This window comes from Streptomyces sp. BE303 (assembly GCF_036290945.1).
Lineage (GTDB): Bacteria > Actinomycetota > Actinomycetes > Streptomycetales > Streptomycetaceae > Kitasatospora.
Window position 1 is genome coordinate 74,102 of the sequence record NZ_JAQYWZ010000960.1, and the last position, 25,939, is coordinate 100,040.

At 74.8% G+C, this 25,939-nt stretch carries 23 protein-coding genes; 4 read left to right on the forward strand and 19 right to left on the reverse strand.

Features of this window, described 5'->3' with window-relative positions; all coding sequences use genetic code 11:
- Positions 1 to 10 precede the first annotated feature (10 nt).
- From PUR56_RS42000 to PUR56_RS42010, 3 genes are read right to left on the reverse strand one after another with little or no spacing between them, the layout of a single operon-like run.
- Positions 11 to 508 (reverse strand): GNAT family N-acetyltransferase, encoded by a 498-nt coding sequence (locus PUR56_RS42000; protein WP_329952872.1) that lies wholly within the window; start codon positions 506 to 508, stop codon positions 11 to 13.
- On the reverse strand, positions 505 to 1,839 hold the full coding sequence (locus tag PUR56_RS42005) for a DUF6271 family protein (protein ID WP_329952873.1): 1,335 nt from the start codon (positions 1,837 to 1,839) through the stop codon (positions 505 to 507). Before PUR56_RS42005 ends, PUR56_RS42000 begins: the two co-directional genes overlap by 4 nt.
- 45 nt (positions 1,840 to 1,884) lie before the next feature.
- Complete coding sequence (locus PUR56_RS42010) at positions 1,885 to 2,223, reverse strand: DUF6271 family protein (protein ID WP_329952874.1); 339 nt, start codon at positions 2,221 to 2,223, stop codon at positions 1,885 to 1,887.
- A 534-nt stretch (positions 2,224 to 2,757) separates the two neighbouring features.
- Between PUR56_RS42010 and PUR56_RS42015 the strand changes: the two genes are divergently transcribed.
- From PUR56_RS42015 to PUR56_RS42030, 4 genes are all read left to right on the forward strand, one after another.
- Positions 2,758 to 3,036, forward strand: coding sequence for a GlsB/YeaQ/YmgE family stress response membrane protein (locus tag PUR56_RS42015; protein WP_329952875.1), 279 nt, complete (start codon positions 2,758 to 2,760; stop codon positions 3,034 to 3,036).
- A gap of 697 nt (positions 3,037 to 3,733) precedes the next feature.
- Complete coding sequence (locus tag PUR56_RS42020; RefSeq protein WP_329881651.1) at positions 3,734 to 3,997, forward strand: Clp protease N-terminal domain-containing protein; 264 nt, start codon at positions 3,734 to 3,736, stop codon at positions 3,995 to 3,997.
- A gap of 86 nt (positions 3,998 to 4,083) precedes the next feature.
- Positions 4,084 to 4,518, forward strand: a complete 435-nt coding sequence (locus PUR56_RS42025; protein WP_329952876.1) for a hypothetical protein — start codon at positions 4,084 to 4,086, stop codon at positions 4,516 to 4,518.
- 181 nt (positions 4,519 to 4,699) lie between these two features.
- Positions 4,700 to 6,022 carry an aminotransferase class V-fold PLP-dependent enzyme gene (locus PUR56_RS42030; protein WP_329952877.1) on the forward strand — a complete coding sequence of 441 codons (1,323 nt, stop codon included), beginning with the start codon at positions 4,700 to 4,702 and terminating at the stop codon, positions 6,020 to 6,022.
- A 164-nt stretch (positions 6,023 to 6,186) separates the two neighbouring features.
- Here the strand turns inward: PUR56_RS42030 and PUR56_RS42035 are convergent, their stop codons facing one another.
- The 16 genes from PUR56_RS42035 to PUR56_RS42110 all read right to left on the reverse strand — a co-directional run bounded on the left by PUR56_RS42035 (position 6,187) and on the right by PUR56_RS42110 (position 25,886).
- Positions 6,187 to 7,197: an NADase-type glycan-binding domain-containing protein gene (locus tag PUR56_RS42035; RefSeq protein WP_329952878.1), complete on the reverse strand. Its 1,011-nt coding sequence runs from the start codon at positions 7,195 to 7,197 to the stop codon at positions 6,187 to 6,189.
- Positions 7,197 to 7,784: a phage tail protein gene (locus PUR56_RS42040; protein ID WP_329881655.1), complete on the reverse strand. Its 588-nt coding sequence runs from the start codon at positions 7,782 to 7,784 to the stop codon at positions 7,197 to 7,199. The genes PUR56_RS42035 and PUR56_RS42040 overlap by 1 nt, the downstream gene beginning before the upstream one ends.
- On the reverse strand, positions 7,781 to 9,742 hold the full coding sequence (locus PUR56_RS42045; RefSeq protein WP_329881656.1) for a putative baseplate assembly protein: 1,962 nt from the start codon (positions 9,740 to 9,742) through the stop codon (positions 7,781 to 7,783). The genes PUR56_RS42040 and PUR56_RS42045 overlap by 4 nt, the downstream gene beginning before the upstream one ends.
- Complete coding sequence (locus PUR56_RS42050) at positions 9,742 to 10,164, reverse strand: GPW/gp25 family protein (protein ID WP_329952879.1); 423 nt, start codon at positions 10,162 to 10,164, stop codon at positions 9,742 to 9,744. Before PUR56_RS42050 ends, PUR56_RS42045 begins: the two co-directional genes overlap by 1 nt.
- Positions 10,164 to 10,481: a PAAR domain-containing protein gene (locus PUR56_RS42055; RefSeq protein WP_329881658.1), complete on the reverse strand. Its 318-nt coding sequence runs from the start codon at positions 10,479 to 10,481 to the stop codon at positions 10,164 to 10,166. Before PUR56_RS42055 ends, PUR56_RS42050 begins: the two co-directional genes overlap by 1 nt.
- A gap of 68 nt (positions 10,482 to 10,549) precedes the next feature.
- A complete protein-coding gene (locus tag PUR56_RS42060; RefSeq protein ID WP_329952880.1) occupies positions 10,550 to 12,367 on the reverse strand; it encodes a VgrG-related protein in 1,818 nt (605 codons plus the stop codon).
- On the reverse strand, positions 12,364 to 13,185 hold the full coding sequence (locus PUR56_RS42065) for a CIS tube protein (protein WP_329952881.1): 822 nt from the start codon (positions 13,183 to 13,185) through the stop codon (positions 12,364 to 12,366). The genes PUR56_RS42060 and PUR56_RS42065 overlap by 4 nt, the downstream gene beginning before the upstream one ends.
- A gap of 61 nt (positions 13,186 to 13,246) precedes the next feature.
- A complete protein-coding gene (locus PUR56_RS42070; protein WP_329952882.1) occupies positions 13,247 to 13,672 on the reverse strand; it encodes a phage tail protein in 426 nt (141 codons plus the stop codon).
- Between the two features lie 34 nt (positions 13,673 to 13,706).
- A complete protein-coding gene (locus tag PUR56_RS42075; protein WP_329952883.1) occupies positions 13,707 to 13,997 on the reverse strand; it encodes a hypothetical protein in 291 nt (96 codons plus the stop codon).
- Between the two features lie 2,773 nt (positions 13,998 to 16,770).
- Positions 16,771 to 16,929 (reverse strand): DUF6760 family protein, encoded by a 159-nt coding sequence (locus tag PUR56_RS42080; protein WP_167349762.1) that lies wholly within the window; start codon positions 16,927 to 16,929, stop codon positions 16,771 to 16,773.
- Positions 16,926 to 17,420 carry a hypothetical protein gene (locus tag PUR56_RS42085; RefSeq protein ID WP_329952884.1) on the reverse strand — a complete coding sequence of 165 codons (495 nt, stop codon included), beginning with the start codon at positions 17,418 to 17,420 and terminating at the stop codon, positions 16,926 to 16,928. The genes PUR56_RS42080 and PUR56_RS42085 overlap by 4 nt, the downstream gene beginning before the upstream one ends.
- Positions 17,417 to 17,857 (reverse strand): phage tail protein, encoded by a 441-nt coding sequence (locus PUR56_RS42090; protein ID WP_329884140.1) that lies wholly within the window; start codon positions 17,855 to 17,857, stop codon positions 17,417 to 17,419. The genes PUR56_RS42085 and PUR56_RS42090 overlap by 4 nt, the downstream gene beginning before the upstream one ends.
- A 62-nt stretch (positions 17,858 to 17,919) precedes the next feature.
- The gene (locus PUR56_RS42095; protein WP_329952885.1) at positions 17,920 to 19,476 is read right to left on the reverse strand and encodes a phage tail sheath family protein; all 1,557 of its coding nucleotides are present in this window, start codon (positions 19,474 to 19,476) and stop codon (positions 17,920 to 17,922) included.
- A gap of 262 nt (positions 19,477 to 19,738) precedes the next feature.
- Complete coding sequence (locus PUR56_RS42100) at positions 19,739 to 21,847, reverse strand: ATP-binding protein (RefSeq protein ID WP_329952886.1); 2,109 nt, start codon at positions 21,845 to 21,847, stop codon at positions 19,739 to 19,741.
- The gene (locus PUR56_RS42105; protein ID WP_329952887.1) at positions 21,844 to 22,548 is read right to left on the reverse strand and encodes a DUF4255 domain-containing protein; all 705 of its coding nucleotides are present in this window, start codon (positions 22,546 to 22,548) and stop codon (positions 21,844 to 21,846) included. The genes PUR56_RS42100 and PUR56_RS42105 overlap by 4 nt, the downstream gene beginning before the upstream one ends.
- The gene (locus PUR56_RS42110; protein WP_329952888.1) at positions 22,545 to 25,886 is read right to left on the reverse strand and encodes a hypothetical protein; all 3,342 of its coding nucleotides are present in this window, start codon (positions 25,884 to 25,886) and stop codon (positions 22,545 to 22,547) included. Before PUR56_RS42110 ends, PUR56_RS42105 begins: the two co-directional genes overlap by 4 nt.
- Positions 25,887 to 25,939: the final 53 nt, after the last annotated feature.

The following is a 25,939-nucleotide window of genomic DNA, read 5'->3' on the forward strand; positions in this document are numbered from 1 at the left end:
GTCCCCGGAGTCAGCGCACCGGCATCGACATGTAGACCGCGCGTCGCCCGTAGGACGCGGGGACGGCCACCTCCCGGTGCGAGCGGTAGCCGATGATCCGCAGCAGGATGTCCGCCCCGCGCACCGCGACCATCGAGATCTGCTGGAAGCCCATCGCCTCCGCCCGCGCCCGGAAGTACCGCATGAACCCCAGCGCGACCTCCCGGCCGCGCAGGTCCTCGGCGATCACCAGGTCGTGCACGTGCAGGTTGTCCGACTCGAACGCGGCGTCCTCCGCCCGGGCGAGGTCCGGGCAGCGCAGCGGCGGGTACGGCAGGCTCAGCAGGTAGCCGCGGACGGTGCCGTTCTGCTCCAGTACGAAGCAGGTCTCCGGCGAGCCGACAGCACGGGACTGCAGCGCCTCCCGGCCCTCCGACAGGCCGTCGGCCGCGTAGGCGTCGTGCTCCAGCACGACCACGGCGTCCCAGTCGTCGTCGGTCAGCTGCCGTATCAGGAAGTCCTCGGTCACCCGGTCGCCCCGTCCACGGCGGGGTAGAGGCCCTCCGCGTGGGCAGCCGCCGCCATGCCCGCCCAGGCCTCCACCAGCACCACCCAGCGCTCGGCGTCCTCCTGGGCGTCGTCCAGGAGCTGCTGTCGCTGCCCGGCCACCACGTCCGCGAGCTCGGCGTACTTGCCGCCCAGCTTGCGGTAGGAGCGGTCCAGGACGTCCAGGCAGTGCTCGTTCCCGGCCCGGTCCCAGTCGACGCTGCCCCGCGCCAGTTCGAGGATCGGCTCGATCTTCAGCCCGTGCCGCTCGTCCAGCAGCCCGCGGCCGAGGTCGATCATCCCGCCGTAGACCGGGTAGAGGTACAGCATCGAGAGCAGGAGCTTGACGAACCCCATCTGGTACGAGATGAAGCCGTCGCCGATGCGGCGCTCGGGCGTGTAGTAGTTGACGATGTGGCGGTTGTGGACGACCCCGGGCAGCTTGGCGTGGACCAGGGCGTGCAGCAGGACGTAGTCGCAGCCGAGGGTCCTGATCGACGGCAGCAGCGGCAGCACCTCGTAGGCCCGGTGGTCCAGGGCGACGTTGCACATGAAGACGTTCCAGATGTCGGGCACGCCGAGGACGGAGTCGTCGGCGCTGAACGGCTCGGTGCCGGTGCCCCTGAAGGAGACGTCCACCATCGCGTCCCTGTCCTCGTCCGGCCACACCGGCGGGGTCCACAGGCGCACCACGTCGCGGTAGATGTCCGGGTCGATCTCGCGGATCTCGCCGATGTCCACGTTGAGTTCGCCGGTGAAGGAGCCGCTGACCAGCAGCACCGGCTTGTCGGCGTCGGCCGGGTCGAGCTCGGAGCGGGTCACGCCGGCCACCGCCTCGCCGGCCGGCTTGCCGATCGAGAGCAGCTCGTGGTGGATCGGGAAGACCTTCTGACCGTCGAGGACCTGGAAGTCGGCGTCGTCGTTGCGCAGGTGCGCCGAGGTGCAGCCCAGGGCGGCCGCGCCCAGGAAGATCCGGTTGACGCAGGAACCGTAGGCGACGGCCGGCGGGAGCATCAGTTCGAGCAGCAACTCGGGGTCGGGGGCGCCGGACTGCTCCGCCACCCGGCGCAGGAACACCCGCTGCTGCGCCTCGCCGAGGTGGTGGACGAACACACCGGGGGCGGGGTCCAGCGAGGCCACGGCGTCCGCGTTCTTCGCGAATCCGGCGGGGTCGGTGGAGTCGGTGGTGTCGAGGATGAGGATGTGTACCTCGACCCCGAAGTTCGCGACGGCGAAGGCCGCCTCCTCGGCGAGGTCCACGATGGTGCCGGGGCAGGAACGCATGGTGGGCAGGGCGAGGCAGACTCGTTGCATGGTGTGGGGTTCTCCGTCTGATCGTCGGATTCGGTACAGCAGGTGTCAGGAACGGCGCTTCGGTGATGAGTGGTTGACGATGGGTCGGTCGTGTGCGACGCCGGTCGGGGTGGCGTCGGGGGCGGCACGCGGGACGACGTGGTTGCTGCCGACACTCCCGGTGGCCGACGGCAGCGGTATCTGCTCGTACACGTTCGGTGCGGGGAGGAGCTCGCCGACGGTCCTGGCGCGGTCGGTGAAGGCGGCGTCGCCCGAGGGGGCCGGGACCGGGGAGCGGACCTCCGCGCCGGGGTTCCCCGCCGCGTATACGGCCTCCTTGCCCATGGCCGCGATCGTGGCGGGACGGGCGCGGCTGGTCGGCAGGGCCGAACAGGTTCTGCGCACGCGGCGTCTCCAATCGATCGTCAGACCCATGTGCCCGTCCGAGGACCAGGGCATGGCAATGCCCGCAAGGCTCGCTCAAAGCCGCGGTGAAGTAGTTGAGTTGAGGGGGCGCCGGTGAGTCACGAGCGGCGTCGGCGCCGGGTTGCGGGGCCCCGCCGGACTCATCTGGATGACCTTAAATCACCACGGTGGACTAGACCAACTTCGGTGTCAACGGGATGCTTTCGGGGATCGGGCGGTGCGCGCCGACACTGCCCGATTGGGCAGACGGCCCTGCCCTCGCACGGACTCCATCGGGGCCCGCCGGGCGGGGGTAACGCGCAGGTCGGCCCACGTGCGGCGGCTCGGGCGGCGTCCGGGACCGGTCCCTGCCGCAGGTGCGCTCGACACGAAGCCGGGGCCGCCCGTCTGCCGCGGAGACGACCGGGAGATGGAGATGCCGAGGAGATTCAGGCGTTTGGAAACCCCGACGCGGTGAAGACGAGTGGCGTCACCGGCTGCACTCGTCGAGACTCATCGAGGTAGGAGAAGCGCATGGGCGTCATCGCATGGATTCTGATCGGACTGTTCGCGGGCCTCATTGCCAAGGCGCTGATGCCGGGCAAGGACCCGGGGGGCGTCATCGTGACGATCCTCATCGGCATTGCGGGCGGGCTGCTCGGCGGCTGGCTGGGCAAGGTGATATTCGGCGTCGACTCCATCGACGGCTTCTTCGACCTCTCCACCTGGATCGCCGCCATCGCCGGCTCGGTCATCCTCCTCGTCCTCTACCGACTGCTCACCGGTAACAAGCGCCACCATCGCCACGCCTGAGAAGTCACTGGGTAACTGATCGACTTCGTGTCGTGACGCACATGGCGGTGATCTTCGCGGCAGGTCCGCCGCGAAGATCACCGCCATGTGCGTCGGCGTGACCGTGTCGTTCGGGGCGATGGCGAGGATGCCGGTTCCGGTCGTTCGGCTCGGCTACAGCCCGGACGGCGTTCCCCGGCGAAGGGGCGGCGGTGGTCGGGGGGATGGCCGCTTCCGGAGGGCGGGCAGCGTGGTCGGCGTCGCCGGGGGCGGTGCGGGTGCGGGAATTCCGGAGGAGAAGCTCGCCGAGGCGGGGTGGCGGGGGTTGCGGTGGGCCGGAGCCGGGCCGTGTCGGAGTGGGCGGGAATCCCTTTGGTCGCGGGCCCGTTCGAGTGACGCCCGGGGATTCCGCGCCGGCAAACAGGACGGTTCCGCCACGAACAGGTGGAAAGTCGTCGCGTAGCCGACCGGCTCGGCGGAATGTGTGCACTTCCCCGGCGCGCCACTCGGGTCGGCCTTGCCGGACTTTCCCAACCATCAATCTGCACAGGGCTCTTGACCGGGCCGATGCTGACTCGGCGCGACGGCGGGCGCGGGCACGGGCATTCGGCCAGCCTGGCGAGAAGAGATCTCTTCCGTGCTTTCCGGATTCCTTACTACGATGCGCTGAGTCGCGCCCGCCATCCCGGTGGGCCCACGCACGAGGTATCGAGGCACCATGGCGGACGACCACGTACCAACGGCTACACCGCGCTATCTCTCGATTCTCGACGAAGCCGGCCGGATCGCGTCCGAACTCGGGCACGGATACGTCGGAGTCGAGCATCTCTTCCTGGCGATCCTGGCGGACCCGCAGGCGGTTCCCACCCAGGTCCTGACGAATTTCGTCCCCCCGGAGCAGGTGACGGCCGCCCTCCATGACCTCCTGTCCTCACCCGGCTACAACACGCCGACCCGGAACGTGGTGTTCCCGCCCGAGTAGCCGGCGGTGAATAGGCGGGCACGACCACCGGGCCTGCGTGCGGCAACGCCTCTCGCACGTCAACCGCTCATCGGGAAAGGACAATCGTGTCAGTATCTCGATCCATCCGCTCCGCTCTGACGGCCTTCGCGCTGGCCGTGGTGACCCTGTTCGCCGTCCAGGGGGTCGCCGCCGCCGCGGCCCCCGGGGCCCCGTCGGCGGAGACCGTCGCCGTACAGGCTCCCGTGGCCGGTCCGCAGATCCAGGAAGGCACCGCGGCCCTGCTCGGGACGTCCTGGTGCCGGATCGGCTCGGTGGTCTACGAGTGCTCCTCCATGCCGGAGTGCACCCCGGCCAAGGACGGTCGGACCTACAGCGACCAGTACGGCAACGACTGGCGCTGCGGCCTCTACAACGGTTACTGGGCCTGGTCCGCCCAGCAGGGCTGCATCGCACCCGCAGAGATCGCGACGGGCTCGGCCCAGCCGGGCCTGACACCCGCTCGGTCGGTGGCAATCGGGCGCGAGTCACTGCTCTGCTGAGCCGCCCGGCACCGTAGCGGACCGCGCCGCCACCGAGCGGGGCGGTCCGTGGTGCAGGCCCGGTTCCCGGCACACATCGTCGTCCGGGGCGCGTCGGCACGGCAGGCCGACGCGCCCCGGACGCATCCCGACCACACGCCCCGACCACCCACACCCGGCCACGCGATCAGGCGCAGGAGACATGAAACCGCTCATCGACCGCCGACGGCTCGTCCTCTCCGGGCTCGCGGGCGGGGCCCTGGCCCCGCTCGCCGGAGTCCGGGCGTCCGCCGCGAGCCCGGCACCGCCCGAGGCCTCGACCCCGCCCCGCAGCTTCGCGCCGGGCGACTGGAACTCCGTTCGTGACCAGTTCCGGCTCTCCCGCGCCTACGCGCAGTTCGCGGCCTTCACGTTCGCCGCCCATCCGGCCGGTGTGCGCGCCGCCATCGCGACGCACCGGACCAAGCTGGACGAGGACCCGAGCCGCTACCACCGGGAGAACGCGGACCGCGAACTGGCCGCGCGCGTGGCCGCCGCCGACTACCTGGGCGTCCGCCCCCTGGAGGTGGCGCTGACCGACAGCACCACCATGGGGCTGGCGATCCTCTACCAGGGGCTGCGGCTCCGGCCCGGGGACGAGATCCTCACCACCCGGCACGACTTCCACTCCACCTATGAGGCCCTGCGCCAGCGCGCCCTGCTGACCGGCGCCGCAGTGCGCCGGGTGAGCCTCTACGACGACCCGGCCGGTGTCTCGTCCGACCAGTTGACGGGACGCCTGCTGGCGGCCGTGACCCCGCGCACCAGGGTCCTCGCGCTGACCTGGGTCCACTCCGGCACGGGCGTCATGCTCCCGATCCGGATGATCACCGACGCGGTGGCGGGGATCAACGCGCGCCGGGACGCGGCCGACCGCATCGTCGTCTGCGTCGACGGCGTCCACGGTTTCGGCGCGGACGACACCGCCGTGGCGGACCTCGGCTGCGACTTCTTCGCCACCGGCACCCACAAGTGGCTGTACGGGCCGCGCGGCACGGGCATCCTCTGGGGGCGCGAGGACGCCTGGCCCCTCGTCCAGCCGATCATCCCGAGTTTCGGCTGGATACGCGAGGACCCGCCGCCGGTCGTCGACCCCGGCCTGATGGCCACCCCGGGCGGTTTCCACACCTTCGAGCACCGCTGGGCCCTCCCGGAGGCGTTCGCCTTCCACGCCTCTGTCGGCCGGGACCGGATCGCGAACCGCATCCGCACCCAGGCCCGGCAGCTCAAGGAAGGACTGGCCGCGATCCCCGGCGTCCGCGTCGCCACGCCCCACGACGACGCACTCTCCTGCGGCATCGTCTGCTTCTCCGTCGCCGACCGGACACCCCGGCAGGTGGTCACCCGCCTGGAGTCCGACCACCGCGTACTCGCCGACGTCACCCCGTACGGCGGCACCCTGGTCCGCCTCGGCCCCAGCCTGGTGACCGACCCGCAGGAGGTGGACAGGGCCGTCCGCGCAGTGGCAGCGATCACCCGCCACTGAGCCGACCACTCCGTCGAGCTCCTTCCGGACCGGTCGACCGCCCGGCCGGCACGGCGATGACGGCTCGCACGTTCATCCCCGGTGAGCACCACACCGAGCACCACACCGAGCACCTCCACGTGAACATCCCGGTGGGTCCCCGTGAGCGCGGCGCCCACGGGGACTCAGCTCCGCTGGAAGAACTCCAGCTCGGCCAGGGCGAGATGGCGGTCGCCGTCCAGGCCTGCGGGGGCGTCGAGGGTCAGGCGGACGGTGGTGGCGTCGCTGATGCCGGTGGGGAAGGTCTGAGGGCCGGGCTTGTCGATCAGGGTCAGCTTCCTGACCGACTTCCGGCCGTCCGAGGCCGTCACCTCCAGGTCGATCCGCAGTGCCCGACCCTCGCGGGCGTAGTCCTCGGGTGAGGTCGAGGCGCCGTTGGTGACGATCACGGCCACCAGGCGGAAGGGTTTGGCGAAGGTGTAGGTGACCGAGGCGCCAGGGCCCGGTGCACCCCAGTAGCGGTTGCTGAGCCCGTCCGTGGCGTTGCCGGCCGGCCGGCCGGGCACCTCGGCACTCGCCTCCACGCGGACCGGGGTCACCGGCTTGCTCTTGCCCAGCTTGTCCCGGGTGTCCTCGATCAGGTTCCGGCCGGCCGGCAGCAGCAGGAAGCCGCCCGCGCACAGGGCCAGTACCACGGCCAGGATGACCAGGAAGCGCGTTGTCCGGCCCGAGCCGGCCCGGGTGCGGCGGCGCAACCGCCAGATTCTCCGCCACCAGGGGAGCGGCGGTGGGGCCGTACCGGGCGTGAGCGGGGTCGCGCAGCGGCGGCAGAAGCGGCGCTCGGGCGGGTTGGGCGTGCCGCAGGAGGGGCAGGGCGTCCCGGCGGCGTCGTCGTCCACCGGGACCGGGCGGACGACCGGACGTGGTGCGACGGCCTTCGCCGGCCGCACGGGCTGCGGTGAGCCGGGGGGAGGAGGGTCGGAGGGGCGAGGGGGTTCGGCGGATGGCGAGGGGTCGGCGCGCCGGGGTGCGGCGGCTTCCGCCGGGGGGTCGGCAACCGGGGCAGCAGGGGTGGCCGGGGCAGCCGGAGTGGCCGGGGTGGCCGGGGCGTCCGACCAGCCCAGGTACGAGCCGCAGTTGCCGCAGAAGCCGTCCGTCGGGCCGTTGGACGCCCCGCACGCGGGACACTCGCGCATCACTGTCGCTCCTCCTCGCTCGTGGGCGGTCCCGGGAGGACCTCCACCCGGCAGACCGTGTGGACCGGGCACAGGCTCCGGACCAGCGCCCGGACCCGGTCCGCGTCCACCTCGTGCGCCGCGTCCACTGCTCCGCCGTGCCGCGGCCACACCCGGACGACCACCTCGTCGGCCGGGGCGGGCGGCAGCGCGCCACCGGCCGTGCTCGACCAGGCGGCCCCGCCGTCCCCGGTGATCTCGGCGGACACGCCCAGCACCAGGCGCAGGGCCTCGACCAGGCCGCGCCGGGTGCCGCTCCAGCGGTGCAGTTCCGCCGCGCGGGCCACCGCCTCGCGGCGCAGCGCCAGTGGCCAGCGCGGGTCGTCGGTGCCGCCCACCCAGGTGGCCAGCCAGGCCAGGAAGTCGGCCGGGGCCAGTCGCGGATCGAAGTACGAGGGCAGGTTGTCGAGGGTGGTGAACACCGGGGCCAGTACCGTGTCCAGCCCCGCTGTGAACCGTTGCGCGAAGTCGTCGTCGGCGTACAGCGCGGGCAGCTGCTCGCCGATCGGGTGCCGGCTGGGCAGGCCCGGGACGGCGGCCCGGCTCATCCGCGCACCTCCGGCTCCGGCGCGGTCACGACCACCTGGTGCTGGTAGGAGAAGACCAGCGCGCCCGCGCCGACGTCGATCCGGTCGACCGGGGCGCCGCGCCGGCCCGTGACCGGGTCGGCGGCGAACAGCCGGATCTCCTCCACCACCACCTCCCCGACGGCGCGTTGCAGCACGCCGAACACCTCCCCGTACTGCACGGGCCGCCCGAACGGCCGGCCCGTTCCGTCGGGTCCGCCGCGCAAGGGGTCGAGGTGCCGGTAGAGCGCGTCGAGCGCCGCGTCGCGCACCCGGTCGGCGTCCGCGGCCGGTACCGAGAGCCGGGCGACGACGGTGACGCCCTGGTAGAACGGCGGCTCGACGAGGAGCCGGGTGCCGATCAGGCGCCGCTCGTCGAGGGCCGTGGTGATCCTGGCGAGGACCTGGTCGGACGGGATCAGCTGCTCGAAGCGCAGCCGGCCGCCCTCGTCGGCCACCGCGTCCGGCACCACCAGGACCCGGACCGCGCCCGCGCCCGCGTCCCGGTCGGGCAGGCAGCGGACCCGGCGAACGGAGGGCGCCGCCTGCCGGGCGATGATCTCGTAGTCTTCGGCGGTCACCGCACGCTCCTGCATGCGCAGCGTCTCCGGTGCCCGCAGCTTGGCGTTGTCGATGGTCTCCCCGGCGACACCGCCGCGCGCCGCCTCCCGGTTGACGACCCGGGCGACGTAGGGGACGGAGCTGCGCAGGACGGAGACCGCGCCGCGGGAGACGTTGCCCGCCGGGCCGCCGCCGGTGCGGTAGCGGGCCACGCGGATCCGGGCGCCCTTGGCCGGTACGGCCCCGCACGGACGCAGGGTGCCGTCGGCCTCGCGCAGCACCGGCGGGAACGCGAACTCGCCGGTGGTGGCGTCCACCCGGACGTGCCGGTCGGCCGGCCCCGAGCGCCCGAAGTGCTCCACCACCTCCCAGCGCTGCCACCCGTCCGGCGAGGACACCTCCACCACGGGGGGTTCCCCGTCGAGCAGCACGGGCGGGCGGCCGAGCCGGAAGGACTGCCCCGCCACCCCCTCCGACACGCCGAGCGGTACGTCGGTCACCCGCTCGGCGTGCTCCACGGCCGTCGTGCCGCCGACGGTGAAGACGGCGGCCTCGCGCACCGTCGGCGACTCGGAGTAGAACGGCTGCCCCGGCTCCGCCTCGGTGACCCGGCAGCGCAGCCAGCCCGCCCGGGTCCCGCTGACCAGCGACGCCGTGTGTCCGGCCGGAACGTACACGATGACCTCACCGGGCCGGTTCAACCCGCCGGTGCTGTCGGAGCCGGTCTCGCAGCGCTGCCACCGGCCGCCGTCCCACGCCTCCCACACCAGCGGGGGCTGGCGCGGGTCGACGCCGACGCCCTCGACGCGGCTGTCGAGGCGGACCGCGACCACGCAGCGCGGCACCGCCGTCGGCAGGCCGAACAGCAGCGCGTCGCCGGGCTCGGGCGCGGCCTGGAAGCACGGGATGTCCCGGCCCTCGGCCAGGGCACCCGTCCGGTCGGTCTGCTCACCGGCGCGGGGCGCGGTGACCAGCCGGGTCAGCTCGCTCGGCACGATGCGCAGGTCGTCGGTGGTGGCGAAGACCACGGCCGCCTCGGTCTCGCCGGCCGCGGTCGTCACCTCGGTGCCCGCGGGCAGCGTCACCGTGTCCGGTTGGGGGGCCGACAGCCAGAAGTCGACCTCGGCGACGGCCGCCGACGGCGGGTACAGCCGGATGCCCAACAGATCCAGGAAGGCCAGGTAGTTCTTGTCCGGGACCCGGTTCAGCCGGTACAGCAGCTGGTCCACGAGGTAGGCGAACGTCTCGATCAGGGTGACGCCCGGGTCGGAGACGTTGTGGTCGGTCCACTCCGGGGCACGCTGCTGCACGTACCGCTTCGCCTCGTCGACGAGCTGCTGGAACCGTCGGTCGTCCAGGTTGGGGGAGGGCAGGGCCATCAGTCCGCGACCGTTTCCTCGGTCCCCTCCTCGGAGGGGATCGTGTAGAAGGGGAAGACCAGGTTGCGCCGGTCGTTGGTGGTGCGCACCGTGTAGCGCACGTCGATGTAGAGGGTGGCCGTCTCCACCGCGTCGAAGGCCACGACGACCTCGTCCACCGCGATCCGCGGCTCCCAGCGCTCCAGCGCCTCGCGCACCTGCTGGGCGATCCGCCCGGCGGTGACGCCGTCGCCGGGGGCGAAGACGTACTCGTGGATGCCGCAGCCGAAGTCGGGCCGCATCGGTCGCTCGCCGGGCGCGGTGCCCAGCACGAGGCGGATGGCCTCCTCCAGTTCCCGCTCCCGCTCGACCATGCCGATCCCGCCGGTCGGCCCGACCCGCAGCGGGAACGCCCAGCCGCGGCCGATGAACTGATCGCCCATCACGGACCTCCGATCAGCACGTCGGGCGCACCGGTCAGGACCGCCGCGCCGCACGCCGTCTGGTCGCGGGCCCGCGCGGCGGGCAGTCCGCCGATCAGCACCACACCCCCGGTGACCGCGGCCGGGTTGGGTACCAGCACGTTCCCCGGCCCCAGGGCCGCGTGCGGCGGTACCGGGCAGACGTGCAGGCTGCCCACCACGGCGGCGGGCCGCCCGCCGATCAGCACCGTTGCCACCCGCGCGGCGGTGCCGGGCGGCGGGGTCGCGATCCGGCCACCGTGGTTGGTGGGGTCACCGGTACGGGCTGCGGCCGGCATCGGGGGCTCCTCGGGTAGAAGGGGGAGAGGGGAGAACGGTCGAGGGCGAGGGGGGTGCTCACGTGGGGTCAGTTGATCCGGATGAGGCGGGCCTTGAGGACGGCGAGCAGGCCGCCGTCGACGGAGACGTCCGCCGTCCCGGACACCTGGACCGACCGGCCGCCGATGCGGACCCCGGCCGTGCCGTCGATGTCCACCTGCCGGCCGGTCACCTTCACGGTGCCCTGCCGGGCGTCGAGCGTGATGCCGTTCCGGTCCAGCAGGACGGAGGTCAGCGGACGGTTCCGTCCCGCGTACACGGTGAGTTCGATCCGGTCCCGGCGGTCGTCCAGGCGGACCTCCAGCCGTTCGTCCCCGGTCACCAGCCGCAGCCCCGAGGGGCCCGGCGCCGGCGCGTCCAGCAGCTCCACGCGGTGACCCGAACGCGAGGCCACCGAACGGCGGTTGACCTTTCCGCTGGTCGCGTCGACCAGCGGCACCTCGTGCGGCGAGGGCTGGTCCACCCCGTTGTAGAGCCCGCCGATCACGTACGGGCTGTCCAACAGGCCCTGCTCGAACCCGACCAGCACCTCGTCGTTGACCTCGGGACTCACCACCCCGCCACCGCCCTTGCCGCCCCACTGGACGGTGCGCACCCAGTCGGTGACGTACGTGTCGTCCAGCCAGGGGAACGTCAGACGCACCGCGCCGCGTTCGGAGCCGTTCGGCTCGCGCACGTCCGTCACCACGCCGATCGCCACACCGGGGATGCGCGGGCCGCGCCCCGGAGCGTCGGCGCCGGTCATCAGACCGGGCAGGGAGCGGTCCGGGCCCGCGCCGACCCACACGGTGGTGCGGTAGCCGCCGTGCGGCTCCAGCACGTGCTGCACGGCCGTGGCCGTGTACCGGCCGGAGAACGCCGGCCCCACGTTGCCCAGCGCCACCGGTTTGCCCGCCCGCAGCAGCGGATTGCCCTCGGCCACCGCCTCCAGGTCGCCGAAGCCGGCGCTCACCCGGGCCGCCGCCGCGCGGGCGACCGCCGCCGTCTCCGCCTGCGTCCGGTAGGGGGTGTCGGTGACGGCCACGGCCGACTTCCCGAACCGGGCGGCCGTCCCGGGAGCGAGCCCCGGCACCACGGTGTCGCTGACCACGGACGGCTGCTCGGCGACCAACGGCCGCTTCGTGGCGACGTCCCAGCCGCGCACCTGCACCTTCGAGGCGCCGTCGGCGGCCGACAGCGCGGCCCGCAGCGCCAGCAGGTTGCGCCCGTACTCCAGGACCATCGGGTCGAGCGCGGCCGACGTCGAGGGGGAGGGCGCCCCGGACGCCTTCGCGGGCCTGGTGAACTGGAGCAGCCCCTTGTCGTCGACGCGCACCCGCGCACCGCTCTCGCCCGCGAGGAACTGCAGGAACTCCCAGTCGGAGACGTTCGCCTGGGACAGCTGCCGGTACATCACCGGCGCGGCCTCCACCGTCCCGACGGCCAGGCCGGCGCCCGCAGCCACCTTGCGGACGATGTCCGCGGCCGTCATGTTCCGGTACGCGACGACCTTGCGGCCGCGCTGGAGCCGGTGGGCCCTGGAGTAGGCGCGGAGGACGGTGAACGACCCGGTGCCGTCCCGGTCGATCTCCAGGGCCGTGACCTCCCCGTTGAACAGCCGCTCCCGCGCCTGCCCCTTCGCCGTCGTCACCGACACGCGCAGCGGGGAACCGACGGTGACGCCGGTGGAGCGCAGGAACTCGTGGTCGGGGTCGCGGTAGGTGAGCACGGCGGCGTCCGGCAGGCCCACGTTCTCGTCGACCACGCAGCTGACCAGCTGCGCCGCCCAGATCTGCGGCAGCTCGCCGGGGGCCTCCACGATCGGGTCGGCCGCGAAGGACCTGCCCCCGGAATCGAACCCGCTCACCGTTCCCCCTCGCCGCTGCCGTCGCCCAACCCGTTGCCGCTGCTTCGTCCGTTGTCGAGTCCGTGGTGGAGTCCGTTGTCGAAGGCGTGCCTGCCGCCGGTCGCAAGGGCGTGGTCGTCGTCCCGCAGGGCCGGCACCACCAACTCGGCGCCCGGGGCGAGCGCCATCGGGTCGTCGATGCCGTTCGCCTCCGCGATGACCCGCCAGGCCGTCGCGTCGCCGTACTCGCGCCAGGCCAGCATCGCCAGGCTGTCGCCCGCCACCAGGGTGTGCGTGCTGCGCGCGGTGCGCGCGCCCGACGTCGGGTTCTGGCCGGGCGGTTCGACGCTCGCCTCCTCGATGGACAGCGAGCAGGTCGCCCGCAACGGCGTGCCGTCCACGTCGAAGAGCGTGTACGAGACCGACAGGTTCGACAGCACCCCGTCGAACGAGGTGGTTCGCGCGCTGCCCCACTCGAAGCGCACCCAGGGGCTCGCCGGCTTCTTGCGGCCGAGACTGGCCGGGGTCGGCACGCACGCCTTCATCAGCTTCTCGACCGCCTGCTCCACCGAGTCGTCGTGGGTGGCGGTGGAGTCCAGGAAGACCTCCAGGCTCAGGGTGCGCGGGCCGCTGCCCACGAACTCGGGCAGCGCCGACTGCCCCGCCATCCGGGACGGGGACCGTCGCCATTCGGTCGTCTTGCCCAGTTGCAGGGTCGAGGGGTTGAACTGGAGGTCGAGCCGGGCGATCGTCCCGCCGGGCTTGGCCCCGACCGAGGCCGGGGGCTCTTTCAGGGTGAGCTGGGCCCTGGCGCGGCTGGCGCGTGCCGAGAAGGCCATGGTGTGGCTTCCTTCCGGAGCGGGAGTGCGGCGGTCGTGGGACGGGGCGGTGGTGGGACGGTCAGGCGGGGAGGAGTCCCGCGTGGGCGATCTCCAGGGTCTCCACCGCGGCCGCGGAGTTGGCGGGGTCGAAGGACGGACCCTGCCAGCGGACCGGGACGATCCCGAAGACCTGCCAGCTGATGATCCGGCTCAGATCGGGCCGCAGGGCCACGATCTCGCCGTCCTTCGGTTCGACCCGCCGCAGCGTCTCGTCCAGCCAGCGGCCGATCTTCGCCGTGTCGGCGGTGACCGGCCGGGTGAAGGTGATGTTCGACCAGGTCACGCGACCCGGGAGCTGCCAGGTGAACCCGTTGTTGCCGCCCTCGGCGTAGCTCTCCATCTCGACCTCGGCGCCCATGCCGGAGCAGGTGTGGAAGGCGCCCAGGTCGTTGCCGCCGATCGCCAGCCGGAAGAACACACTGGTCGCGAAGATGTTGTCCGTCATCGGTCCGTCGTCCGTTTCTCGTTCGTGCGGGTGCTCAGCGGCGGCCGTCGAAGGTCCTGCCCGCGCGGTCCCGGCCGCGCCGCAGCTCGGCGCGCAGCAGGCGGGCGACCGGGTCGAGCAGGCGGCGCGCCAGGTCGTCCAGGTCGAGATCGCCGGCCGGTGGTCCGGCGTCACGCGGACTTCCGCCGGTTCGGTCGGAGGTGGTGACCCGCTGGTCCGCGGCCGTGGTGGTGGCCGGGGTGGTGGTGCCGGGGGCGGTGGCGCGCGGGGCGGGGGCGGTGGTGGCCGGGACGGTTCCGCGGATGCTGCCGGTGTCGCGTTGCACGGGGAGCGGGGGCGGGGGCGGGGGCGTCGCCGGGGGGTCTCCCGGCGTGCCGCCGGGGTCCGGCGTCCTGGACCGCACCAGCGGCACCACGGGTACGGGCCGCGCCGAGGACGTGGCCCGGGAAGGCTGGACCACCAGCGGTGGCGCGTGCGGGGCGGTCACGGGCGGCGGGCCGGACGGGTGCCCGGAGCCGGAGGTGTAGAGGGCTTCGGGTCCACGAAGGGGTTCGGACGGGCGAAGGGGGCCGGACGCGGACGCCGGGTGCGGGCGGGGGGAGCCGGGCGCTCGCTGGACGTGCTGCGGCGCGGCGGCGGAGGGCGGGGCGGCCCAGCGTGCCGCGACCACGGGGCGGCTCACCGCGCGGGCGGTAGTGACGGGGGCCGTCGCGCTCCCCATGTCCCGGCCGCTGCCGAGGGCCAGGGGCCGCGCCGCGAGGAGCTGGACGCTGCGGTGCGGAGCGGCCGGTGCCCGGCCCGGTGCCCCGGCCCGACCGGCGAGGACGAGCGGGACCGGCCCACTCGTCCGGGCGCCGGCGGGTGGCGCGGGAACTCCGGCGCGACCGCCGTGCCGGGACGCAGTGGTCGGGGACGTGGGAGCCGGTGACGGGGGAGCCGGTGACGTGGCCGTGGCCGCGGGGTGCTGTCCCGCTCCCGGCACGGGCACGGCCGCGCGCTGGACGGTGGACGGGGCCGCGGGGTGGTTGGCGGTCGGTGGCATCACGGGCAGCGGGGCCCCCAACCCGGCGCGCGGACGCCGCGCGGTCCGCCCAGGGCCGCCCTCGGCAGCCGGAGCCTCCGGCTGCCGCTGCACGACCGGCAGGGCCGGCCCCGGGGGCGCGCCCGCGGAGGGGGCTTCACCGGCCTGCGCCCGGAAGGTCGCACCGGCACCCAAGGGTGCTGCGGTGGCGGGGAGTTCGGCCAGCGGCGGACCGAGGGTCGGTCGGCCGGCCGCGCGTTGCACGGGTGCGTCGGAGCCGGTTTCCGCCTGGTGCTGGACGATCGGCATGGTTGGTGTGGGGGTGGCGGGGTCTGGTCCCAAGGGTGTTGCGGGAGTGGAGGGTTCGGGTGTCGGTGTGCCGAGGGTCGGCCGGCCGGCCGTGCGTTGCAGGGGTGCGTCGGAGCCGGTTTCCGCCTGGTGCTGGACGATCGGCATGGTTGGTGTGGGGGTGGCGGGGTCTGGTCCCAAGGGTGTTGCGGGAGTGGAGGGTTCGGGTGTCGGTGTGCCGAGGGTGAGGTGGTCGGTCGCGCGTTGCAGGGGTGCGTCGGAGCCGGCTTCCGCCCGGTGCTGGAGCATGGGCGCGGCTGGTGCGGTGATGGCGGCTTCCGTCGCCAAGGGTCGGCTGGGAGGTGGGAGTTCGGACGCCGAAGCGCCCGGGGCAGGACGGTCGGCGGCGCGTTGCACGGGAGCCGCGTCCGCGCCCCGCGCGGGTGCGCCGGGCCGGTCGGGGACGGTCTCCGCCTGCCGCTGGACGACAGGCATGGCCGGTGCCGGTGCCGGTGCCGGAGTGGGAGTGGGGGCGGGGGTGGGACCGGCCACGTCCTCGGGCGCGGCGGGCGCCGGGACTTCGGTCGGCGGGGTGCCGAGAGGGGGCGCGTGGTCGGCCGCCCGCTGTACGGGTGCGTCGGGGGAAGGTCCGCCGGTGTGTGCCGGGGGGACGGCGGGGAGTACGGCGGGCACCCGGCGCCTGGGGATGGCGGGCACCCGGGCGACGGTCAGCGACCGGCCGACAGGGCGCGTCCGCACCACGGCGTGCGGCGCTTCGGCGCGGTCCGCCGGAGCCTCTCCGCCAGGGGGGCCGGGACGGCGGCCGCCGGCGGCGGGGAGGGATCCGGCTCCGGTGGCGGTCCGTTGCGCGGGCCGGTCGGCGGGGGCGGCCCCCGGGGTGCCCCCGCCGGAGACGCCGGGAACCACCGCGATGCGGCGGACCAGCGGGAGTCGTGCGGGCGCCGGCGTACGGCCGGCCCCTGGGGCTGCGGCGGTCGCTTCGGCTCGCTGGACGACGGGAGCGGCGTCCGCGCCGAGCGCGTCCGGACCGAGCACCGCCGCGGACTGCGCGGGCGGGCGGCCACGGGTGCCGGGTGCACCGGCCGCCCCACCGGCCGCCGAGGGGGCCTCCCGCCCGCCGCCGGACCGACCCGGGCGCTCGTCGGCCCGCGAGCGGCCGGTGCCGGCGCTGACCGCGGGCGCGGCCTGTGCGGACACCGGAGCGCCCTTCGCCGAAGCACGCGCACCCGACCCGCGTGCACCCGACCCACCTGGCTGCGCCCGCCCGGTGGCCCGCGCACGCGGTGCGGGAGGTGCCTCCGGCTGTGGTGCCCCCGTCCCCGTCCCCGCCCCCGTCCCCGCCCCCGGCGCGGCGTCCGCGTCGGACGGGCGCAGCGCTCTGAGCAGCAGCGGGCCGCCTCCGCTGTGGGTGGGGTGCGCGACGGCGGGGCGGGCGATGCCGCGGACGAGGCCGGTCGGGGCGGTCGGCAGCAGGGCGTGGGCGAGGCCGGTGTCGAAGGACGGATCGCGCCAGGCGGCCAGCCCGTCCCGGAAGGCGAGTCCGTCACTGACGCTCATCGGCGCCCGGGACACGGTCAGGAGGGGTGGCGCGGTGCGGCGCCAGCCGCCGTCCCAGTCCGCGGGCACGCCTGGGCCCCGGCCGGCGGCAGTCTCCCGGACCGCACCCGCCGCACCCGCCGCGCCCGCCGCACCCGTGCCCACGCCGTCCGAGGGCGCGCCGCTCGGCACGGCACCGCGCCGGCGGACCCTGTCCCGCCACGCCATTTGCTCAACCTCCTTCGTTCATTCGGGAGTTGATCTGAGCGATCTCGGTGACCCACTGCCGGCGTTCGGCATGGGTCAGGTCGAGGATCTCGTCGCGTTGCCAGTGGAAGTGGTAGGCGATGTACGCGATCTCCTCCCTGAGCCGGGGGAGCGCGTACGTCACGATTCCCCCAGGCGCCCACCGGAGAGGTCGACCTCGAAGCCGCCGTCGCAGTGCGGGCAGGTGACCGCCGCTCGGGTGTGGCCCTCGCTGTTGACGCGCCGGTAGAAGTCCTGGAGGAACGCGACGTCGGTCGCGTACATCCGCTCCACGACCCCGGCGTGCACGTCGGTGACGGTGCCGAGCCGGGTGATGACCTGGCTGAGCAGTACCACGCTCAGGTACGCCGGGTTCTCCTTGACCCGCAGGTCGATCTGGGGCCGCAGCTCGTCGCGGGCGGTGGCCAGGCGCATCGAGCCGTGGCGGTGCAGGGTGCCCGCCTCGTCCACGTACCCGCGCGGCAGTTCGAACTCGAACTCGGTGCGCAGCGCGTGCTCCTCGCGCCGCGCCGGAGCGCCGGCGGGGGGTGCCGTCGGCGGTGCCGGGGCCGGGGCGGGCGCCGTGGCCTGGAGGATCTCCTCCAGGCTGCCCGCCGTCACCGTACGTCGCCTCATTCGACGATGATCTCCTCGAACACGATGGTCACGGACTCCGTGGCCGCAGCGGACTCGCCGGCTTTGAGGGAGGGGCCCTCCCATTTGGAGGCCCAGCCGTTCATCAGCTGGATGCGCCGGACGGTCTCGCCCGTGGAGTCCTTGATCTCGATGGTGAGGTTCTGCCGAGCGGTGTCGACGGCCCCGTTGTTCAGGGTCTCCTTGATCCACGTGGTGAACTCGCTGCTCTTGTCGAGTCCCCGGGTGATCGTGACCTCGCCGGCCTGACGGGCGCCGGGCTGCTTGCGGATGATCTGCTTGCCGTCCTTGCTGACCTGCCGGACCTCGACGACCTCCTCCTCGACGGTCAGGCCGCTGATCTCCTGGATCGACTCGACCAGGTAGCCACCGAGCTGAACGCCGAAGATATGGGTGGAAAGAGCATCGCCCTCTGCCATGACTGTCTGTCACCTTTCCTTGCTGCTCGTCCCGGCGGTCCCGGGAGCGCCGGACCTGCGGGTCACTCGTCGATGAGGCTGGTGCTGTCGGAGAACTGCGCCAGCCGGAACACCACGAACTCGGCCGGCTTGACCGGTGCCACGCCGATCTCGCAGATCACGCGGCCCTGGTCGATCGATTCCTGCGGGTTGTTGTCCCGGTCGCACTTGACGTAGAACGCCTCCGCGGCCGTCCGCCCGAACAGCGCGCCGCGCCGCCACTCCTCGGTGAGGAACGCGGTGGCGTTGCGCCGGATGCTCGACCAGAGCCGGTCGTCGTTCGGCTCGAAGACCACCCACTGGGTGCCCAGGAGGATGGACTCCTCCAGGTAGTTGAAGAGGCGGCGCACGTTCAGGTAGCGCCAGGCCGGATCGGAGGAGAGGGTGCGGGCGCCCCAGATCCGGATGCCCCGGCCGGGGAAGGCCCGGACGCAGTTCACCCCGATCGGGTTGAGCAGGTCCTGCTCGCCCTTGCTCAGACGCAGTTCCAGGTCGACCGCGCCGCGGATCACCTCGTTGGCGGGGGCCTTGTGCACCCCGCGCTCGGCGTCGCTGCGCGCCCACACGCCGGCGATGTGGCCGCTCGGCGGGACGGTGGCGTTGCGCCCGGCGGCCGGGTCGAAGACCCGGATCCACGGGTAGTAGAGGGTGGCGTAGCGGGAGTCGTAGCCCGCCTCGTCGTTGCGCCAGGTCCGGACCTGCTGTGCGGAGAGACCGGGCGGGGCGTCCAGGACGGCGACCCGGTCGCCCATCTGCTCGCAGTGCGAGATCACGGCGAGCTGGACGGTGCGCACGCCCTCGGCATCGATGTCACCGCGCTGGTGGGAGCCCATCAGGTCGGGCACCGCGACCATGGTGATCTCGTCGATGGTCTCCAGGCCGCCGAGCCCGGTGCGGGCCGCCGCGTCGCCGACGTACTCGGCCGGGTCGAGCCGGGCCGCCGCGCCCTGGCCGACGGCCGGGGCGGGTACGGCTGTGGGGGCGTCGGGCAGGGCCGCGGTCTGGTTCGCGGGCCGGCCCTGGGCGGTGCCGCGCTGCTCGGTGACCTCGATCAGCGCCGAGCCGCGGGCCTGGGTGACGAGGTAGCCCTTGACGTTCCGGCGGGCCGACACCTCGAAGGTCTCGGCCACCGCCCCGTCGCGGTGGACCAGCAGCCTGAACCGGTCCTCGGGCGGGTTCTCGCCGTCCGCGTCGGCGATCTCCACCGAGAGGCCGGTGACGCCCGGCCGGGCCGCGACCAGGAACCCGCCGAGCGCGACGGGCTCCGCCGCGGGCTGCTCGGGGCCCGCGGCGGCGGGCGCGGAGCTGTCCCGGTCGGAGCCGCCGACCCGGACGACGTACGCGGCGCCGCCGCCGTTGGCGAAGTACCCGTAGACCGCGTGGGGCAGGTAGGCACCCTCGGTGAACCCGCCGAAGCGCTGGGAGTACTGGTCCCAGCTGGTGACGAGCGTCGGCTCGTGGAACGGGCCGGTCCGGGCGAACCCGACGAACGCGGCGACGGCGGTGCCGACCCCTTCGATCGGGCGGGCACCGGACTGCACCTCCTCCACGTAGACCCCCGGGGTGAGGTACGTCGGCATGCTCGCTCCTTCGTGTCACCGGTCTTCGGTGGACAGCTTCGGTGGACGGTCTTCGGTGGATCTCCGGCCAGGTTCTACGGACGGCGGACGGCGGACGGCTGAACGCCGTCGACGGACCCGGTCGCGCGCCGCCGCGCCCCGCCCCCAGCCTTTCCGGCGGGCCGCGGCCGGCGGGAGGGACCGGGGGACCTGCCCGGGGGCAAGGGCGCTGCCCTCCCCGGCCCTCCCCGGCCCGCCGCGACGGCCCGTCGGCCGCCCCGGTTCAGACCCGCGTGACCTGGGCCACGTACGATCCGAACTCGCCCTCCAGCACCAGCCGGCCGAGCTTGCGGTACTCCTGCGCGACCGCCGCCACCGTCTGGGCCATCGTCAGCGGTCCACCCGACTCGGCGGCGAGGTACGCGGCGGTCACCGCGCAGGCCCGGATGGAGCCTCCGGCCAGGTCGAACCGGTCCGCGCAGAAGTGGAGGTCGAGGTCGTCGCCCCGGGGCACCCGGTCGCCCAGGCAGCGGTCCCACAGGGCGAGGCGCTGGTCGGCGTCGGGCACCGGGAAGTCCGCGACCACGTCCAGGCGGCGGGTGAAGGCCTCGTCCAGGTTGGCGCGCAGGTTGGTGGTCAGGACGGCGATGCCGTCGAAGGACTCCATCCGCTGGAGCAGGTACGCCGACTCCATGTTGGCGTGCCGGTCGTGGGCGTCCTTGACCTCCGAACGCTTGCCGAAGATCGCGTCCGCCTCGTCGAACAGCAGCACCGCGTTGACGGCGGAGGCCTCGGTGAAGATCCGCTCCAGGTTCTTCTCGGTCTCACCGACGTACTTGTCGACCACCGTGGAGAGGTCCACCACGTACAGGTCCATGCCCAGGTCGGCCGCCACCACCTCGGCCGACATCGTCTTGCCGGTACCGGACGAACCCGCGAACAGCGCGATCACCCCGCGCCCCCGCCCGCCGCCGGGCCGCATGCCCCACTGCCCGAGCACCTGTTCGCGGTGGCGGGCGCGCACCGCGAGCTCCCGCAGGCTGCGGTGGGTGGGGGCGGGGAGCACCAGGTCGTCCCAGCCCACCGCGGGTTCGACCCGGCGGGCGAGGCGGGCGAGCCCCGCGCCGTTCTGGGCCCGGACGGCCGTGCGCAGGTCGTCGGGGGAGACCGGGCGGCCGTCGAGCGCGGCCGTGCGCACCGCGGTGCCGGCGGCCCTCCGCAGCTGCCCGGCGTCCAGGCGGTGCGCGGCGACGGACCGGGCGAGCGCCTCGGCCCCGTCCTCGCCGACGCCCTCGTCGCCCCCCGCGCCGTGCTGCTCGCCGGCCCGCTCCAGTGCGTGCCGCCAGCGTGCGACCTGCCGGTCGGGGGCGGGGGCCGCCACCGTCAGGGTGACGGGGGTGTCGGCCGCCCAGGCGGGTTCCCAGCCGCCGGTCCCGTGGGTGAGGAAGGGGAGGCCGCGCAGGGCGTCGCACAGCGTGCGCAGGACCCTGGCCCGCTCGTCGGGCCGGTCGGGGAGCTCCTCCAGCGGCCCCAGCAGGACGCCCGCGCCCAGCAGCCGGGCCTCGCGTGCGACGGCCCGGGCGACGGCCGGCACGCCCCGGGGGTCATGGGACAGCGCCGCCGGGTCCAGGGCCAGCGGCGGCAGCCCGCCCGCCCGCAGCGCGGCGACGGCCAGCCCCTCGGCATCGCCGCCCCGGCTGCGCAGGTGGACATGGCCGCTGCCGGTCCCGGCCGCGGCGGCGGCCCGGCGCAGCTCGGCCGGGTCGACGGCCGGATCACCGGCCGGACGGCCGAGCACACCGGTCAGCAGCGGGTCGGGCGCGGTGTCGCCCAGCAGGTGCGAGGTGACGCGGTCCGGGACGGTCAGCACCCGGGACAGGGGCGGCCGTTCGGGTTCGGTGACCTCCAGCAGACCGCCCGCGACGAGCGGCGCGGAGGGAGCCAGCCGGAACCGGGCCGCCGCCACCCCGCGGTGCCCGCACAGTTCGAGGGCGAGTCCGACGGTGGGCCGGCGGCGCGTCAGGTCGTCGTTGAGGTAGCCGTAGAGCCGCTCGAAGCGGGTGTCGAGGTCCGGGGCCAGGGCCACCAGCAGCAGGTCCAGGTCCAGGGGCGCCAGGGCGAAGCGGGCGGCGAGCACGGCCAGCGGCGAGCCGGGCGGCGGCGCGTCCGGACCGGGCAGGGCGGGCGGAGCGGGCCGGTGTCCCTCGTCCAGGACGCGGGCGACCGCCTCGGGGGTGAGGAACTGGCCGCGGTACGGATCGTCCGGATCGGGGTCGAGCGCGCGCCGGATCGCGACGGCCTCGCGCACCCGCTCCTCGACGACCCGCAGCCGCGCCCACAGGTACGGGACCGGGGTCGGCGTCGCGGCCGCGGGTTCCAGGGTCCGCGTCACGGCTGCCGCTCCCCGCGTCGGCGGCGGGCGGGGGCCGGCCCCCGCTCCCGGGAGCCGCCGAAGCCCTCCGGACCGGGCTCGGCCACCTCCGTGTAGCGCAGGCGCCGCGCGGCCCCCGGCTCCTCCGGTGCGGTCCGGGCCGCGGCGCGGACCACGAGCCCCTCGGTGACCGGTGGGGCGACGGCAGTGGTGGCCCCGGCCAGCGGCGCCCTCACCCGCAGCCCCAGCGACGGCTTGAGCTCGCCGCCCAGCGCCGACCACACGTCGGAGGCGGCGGGCGCGTCGAGCCCGGTGCCGCCGCCGTCCAGGCCCACGATGAGGCCGAGTTCGGCGAGCGAGCCGGTGAGCAGGCGCGGTGGCAGCGCGTCGGTGGACACCAGACACGTCAGCACCTGGGAGAGCAGCCGGTGTTCGTCCTGCGGCCGGCTCGCCCACGTGGTGACGAGGTACGTCAGCTCGAACCAGCGGGCCGGGGCGCGGCGCGCGGCGAGGAAGCCGTCCGCGTCGTACACCTCACCCGCGCCGCTGGCGCGCCGGGTGTGGTCCTCGCGGACGTCGTACAGGAACACGCACACCGTCGGGGCGCTGCGGCGGGCCGCCCAGTCGCGGGTCGGCGCGTCGAACACCACGTCGACGCCCGACGCGTCCAGGCCGGACTCCGCGAGCAGCCGGCGCAACGCCTCGTCGACCTCGTGGATCATCGGCGGATCATCTCGTTGGGCGGCTGGACGGTGCCGCTGACCACCAGGAAGCCGGTCCGCACCGGGGAGAAGCCGGGGCCGCTCGCGGTGATGACCCGGGGGCCGGTCTGATCCTTGGCGAGGATCAGCAACTGGCCGATGAACCGGCCGTCCGGGCCGGGGACGGTCGGGGCCGCCGCGGCCGTGATGCCCGGCTGCCAGGTGAACCGCACCGGCGCGCCGGGCGGGAAGTCCTCACCGCGTACCGAGGTGACGAAACCGGGCTTGCCGATCGGCGGGACCGCGACGATGCGCGGCTGGAGGATCCGCAGCTGCTGACGGGCTTCGTTGTCCCCGGGGTCGGCGTCCGTGCCGGTGGTGGTCAGGGAGCCGGTCACCAGGCCGGTGAGGGCCTGATCGGGGCTGAGGACGACCTGGACGACGGTCCGGGCGCCCGGGGCGAGGTCGGGCAGCGCGCACACCCAGGCCCGGTCGCAGCCCGGCGGCGGCCCGTCGTGGGGCACGCCCCCGGGCAGGCCCACGCGGAGCCGCAGACCGGTGGCCAGCCCTTCGCGGCCGTTGCGAACGGTGTACGTGAGGACCACGCGACCACCCACGTAGCCGGGGTTCGGCTGCGCCGTGATGCTCAGCCCGGGGCCGGCCGGCGGCTCGGGCGGCAGTGGCGGGGGCGTGCGGACCGGCGGCGGGGCCGGCGGAGCGGGGGCGGGTGTCGGAGGCGGCGGAAGTACCGGGGGCGGCGGCACCGGGTTCGGCGGCGGATCCGCCGTCGGCGTCGGGGCCGCTGTCGGGGTCGGGGTCGGCGTCGGGGCCGCTGTCGGGGCCGCTGTCGGGGTCGGGGTCGGGGTCGGACCGGGCGTCGGCGGGGCCGGCGCCGGGCGCACCGGCACCACGGTCCGGCCGGTGTTGTCGCTGGGACGGGGGTCGAGGACGGCACCGGTGACCGACCAGTCCAGGGGCTGGTCGCCGGGCTCGACCCCCGTGACGGTGACCGTGACCGGCACGGTGTCGCCCGGGCGCACCACGCCCAGGGCGCAGACCAGCGCCGCCGCGTCGCAGACGGCGCCGGGCGCGGCGAGGCCCGTGACGATCACCCCTGCCGGGGGCGCGACGGTCAGCCTCGTCCCGGGCGAGGCGGCCGGGCCGTGGTTGACGACGTCCACCCGGACGGTCCCGGAGTCGCCCGCGGTGAGCGGCGCGGTCGTGCCGGGTGCCTGGACCGCGAGGTCCACGGACTGCTGGACGCCCGGTTCCTTCTGGCGTCCCGGCAGCCCGGCGGTGAGCGGGGTGCGGGCCCCGGAGACCGCGTCCACCAGGGACAGCTTCTCCGGGCTGTTGGCGGCGAGGGCGGCCCGGGAGCTGATCACCAGCGTCCTGCCGTCGGAGCTCCAGGCGGCGTCGCGGGGCTGGAAGGGCCCGGTGGAGGTGGTGTCGGGCAGCTCCCGGCCGCAGGCCCCCGGCCGGTCGCGGGCCGCGTCGGGCAGCAGTACCCGGCAGGCGCCGCCCGCCGCGGCGACCAGCAGGATCCCGTTGCGCTCGTCGACCCGGCCGGCGCCGTTCTTGCGGTTGAAGGCGATGGTGGCGCCGTCCGGTGAGAACGCCGGGCTGTCGTCGATGACCTCGCAGGCGCCGGGGCAGTGGGCGGCGCTCAGGTCGCGCTGCCGGTCCAGGCGGTCCAGACGGTCCACGGGCACGGTCCACACGTGCTTGTTGCCCCCGCCACCGTTGATCACCTGGTTGCGGGTGAACGCCAGGGTCGAGCCGTCGGAGGACCAGGTGGGCTGGGCGTCGCCGCCCTGGAGCTGCCCCTCGGGCGGGACGATCACGCCCCGGACCGCGCCGGTGGCGGCGTCCGCGATCAGGATCCGTCCGGGACCGGAGGCGCCGCCGACCCCGCCGGGGGAGGTCCGGGTGAAGGCCAGGTACCGGCCGTCCGGGGAGAACGTCGGATCGGTGTCCCAGTCCCTGGGGCCGCGGCCCGCCAGCGGGAGCGCCGTCGGGCCGGAGCCGTCGGCGTCCGCGATCCAGATCCGTTCGATCCGCCCGGCCGGCAGGTTCGGTCCGGCCGGCGCGTCCTCGAAGCGGGTCACCACGATCCGGCGGCCGTCGGGCGTGTAGTTCTGCCGCTCGGTCCACGGGTCGTACCCGGCGGCGGGCCGGAACAGCGGGTCCTTCGCCGGATCCGTCTCGGTGTCGGCCGCCGGGTCCTCCTTGAGGACGGTCCGGTTGAGGTCACGGGGGTCGGAGCCGTCCGGCCGGACGTCCTGCAGGGTCACCACGTGCGGGCCGTCCGCCGAGACGCGTTCGACCACCGCGCCACCGCCCTGGAGCGGGCCGAGCCAGGTGGCCGGTCCGACCTCGCGGTCCTCGCTGAGCACCACCTTCGGTTCGTCCTCCGAGAGCGCTCCCACCCGGAAGACGTGGTCCCAGTCGCCCTCGCAGCTACAGGTCCGGTCCGGGCTGAGGAAGAGCAGGTCGTTCCCGTCGGGCAGCCAGGCTGCCCCGTGCGTGCGCCACTGGGCCCGCGGGCCCGCCAGCAGCGGCCCGCCGGTGCGCCCGTCGGTCCACCGCAGCCGGGGCCCGTCCGGTCCGGTGGCGGTGTAGGCGATCCGGTCCCGGGTCGCCGGCCCGTCCACCGGGTTCCACACCGGCTCGGTGCCCGCGCCGTCGGCGGGGTCGGAGACCCGGGTGGCGGGCCCGCCCCGAAGCGGCCGGACGTAGACCTGGCGGCCGGCGGCCCGATCGGCGTCGGAGGAGTACGCCAGCCGCGCGCCGTCGGGCGAGACCGTGGGGTGCTCCTCGTTCGCGGGGGTGTCGGTCAGCCGGGTGAGGCCGCTGCCGTCGGTGCGCACGAGCCACAGGTCGCGCTGGGTGCCACCGGCCCCGGCGGGCCGGGCCGCGTCGAAGACGACCGACCGGCCGTCCGGCGTCAGCCGCGGGTTCGCCGCGTCCAGACCGCTGGTCAGGCGGTGCACCGAGCCGTCGGCGGAGCGCAGGTAGACCTGCGGGGCCTGCTCGTCGCGGCGGCTCGCGAAGACCAGCCGGTCGCCCAGGGCGGCGGGCTGGACGTCGAAGTGCGCCGGGCCCTCGCCGAACAGCGGGGGGCTCGTCGTGTCCGTCGCCACCCGGCCGAGGCTCCGGTGGCGGGTACCGGCGTACGCGATCCGGCTCTCCCCGGCATCGGCCGCCGCGGCCCGGGCCCCGGTGCCGTCCGCGGGGGGCCGGTCCCCGGCGCCGCCCGGGCCGGCGGCCGTCGTCACCGCGAGCAGAGGCACCAGCAGCAGCGCCGCACCGGCCCTGCCCCAGCGGTCTCGCCGACGGCCGGAGCCACCCGTGCCCATCACGGTCCACCTCACAGTCCGGTCCAGCATCCATGTCCGACGGTGCCACCCTG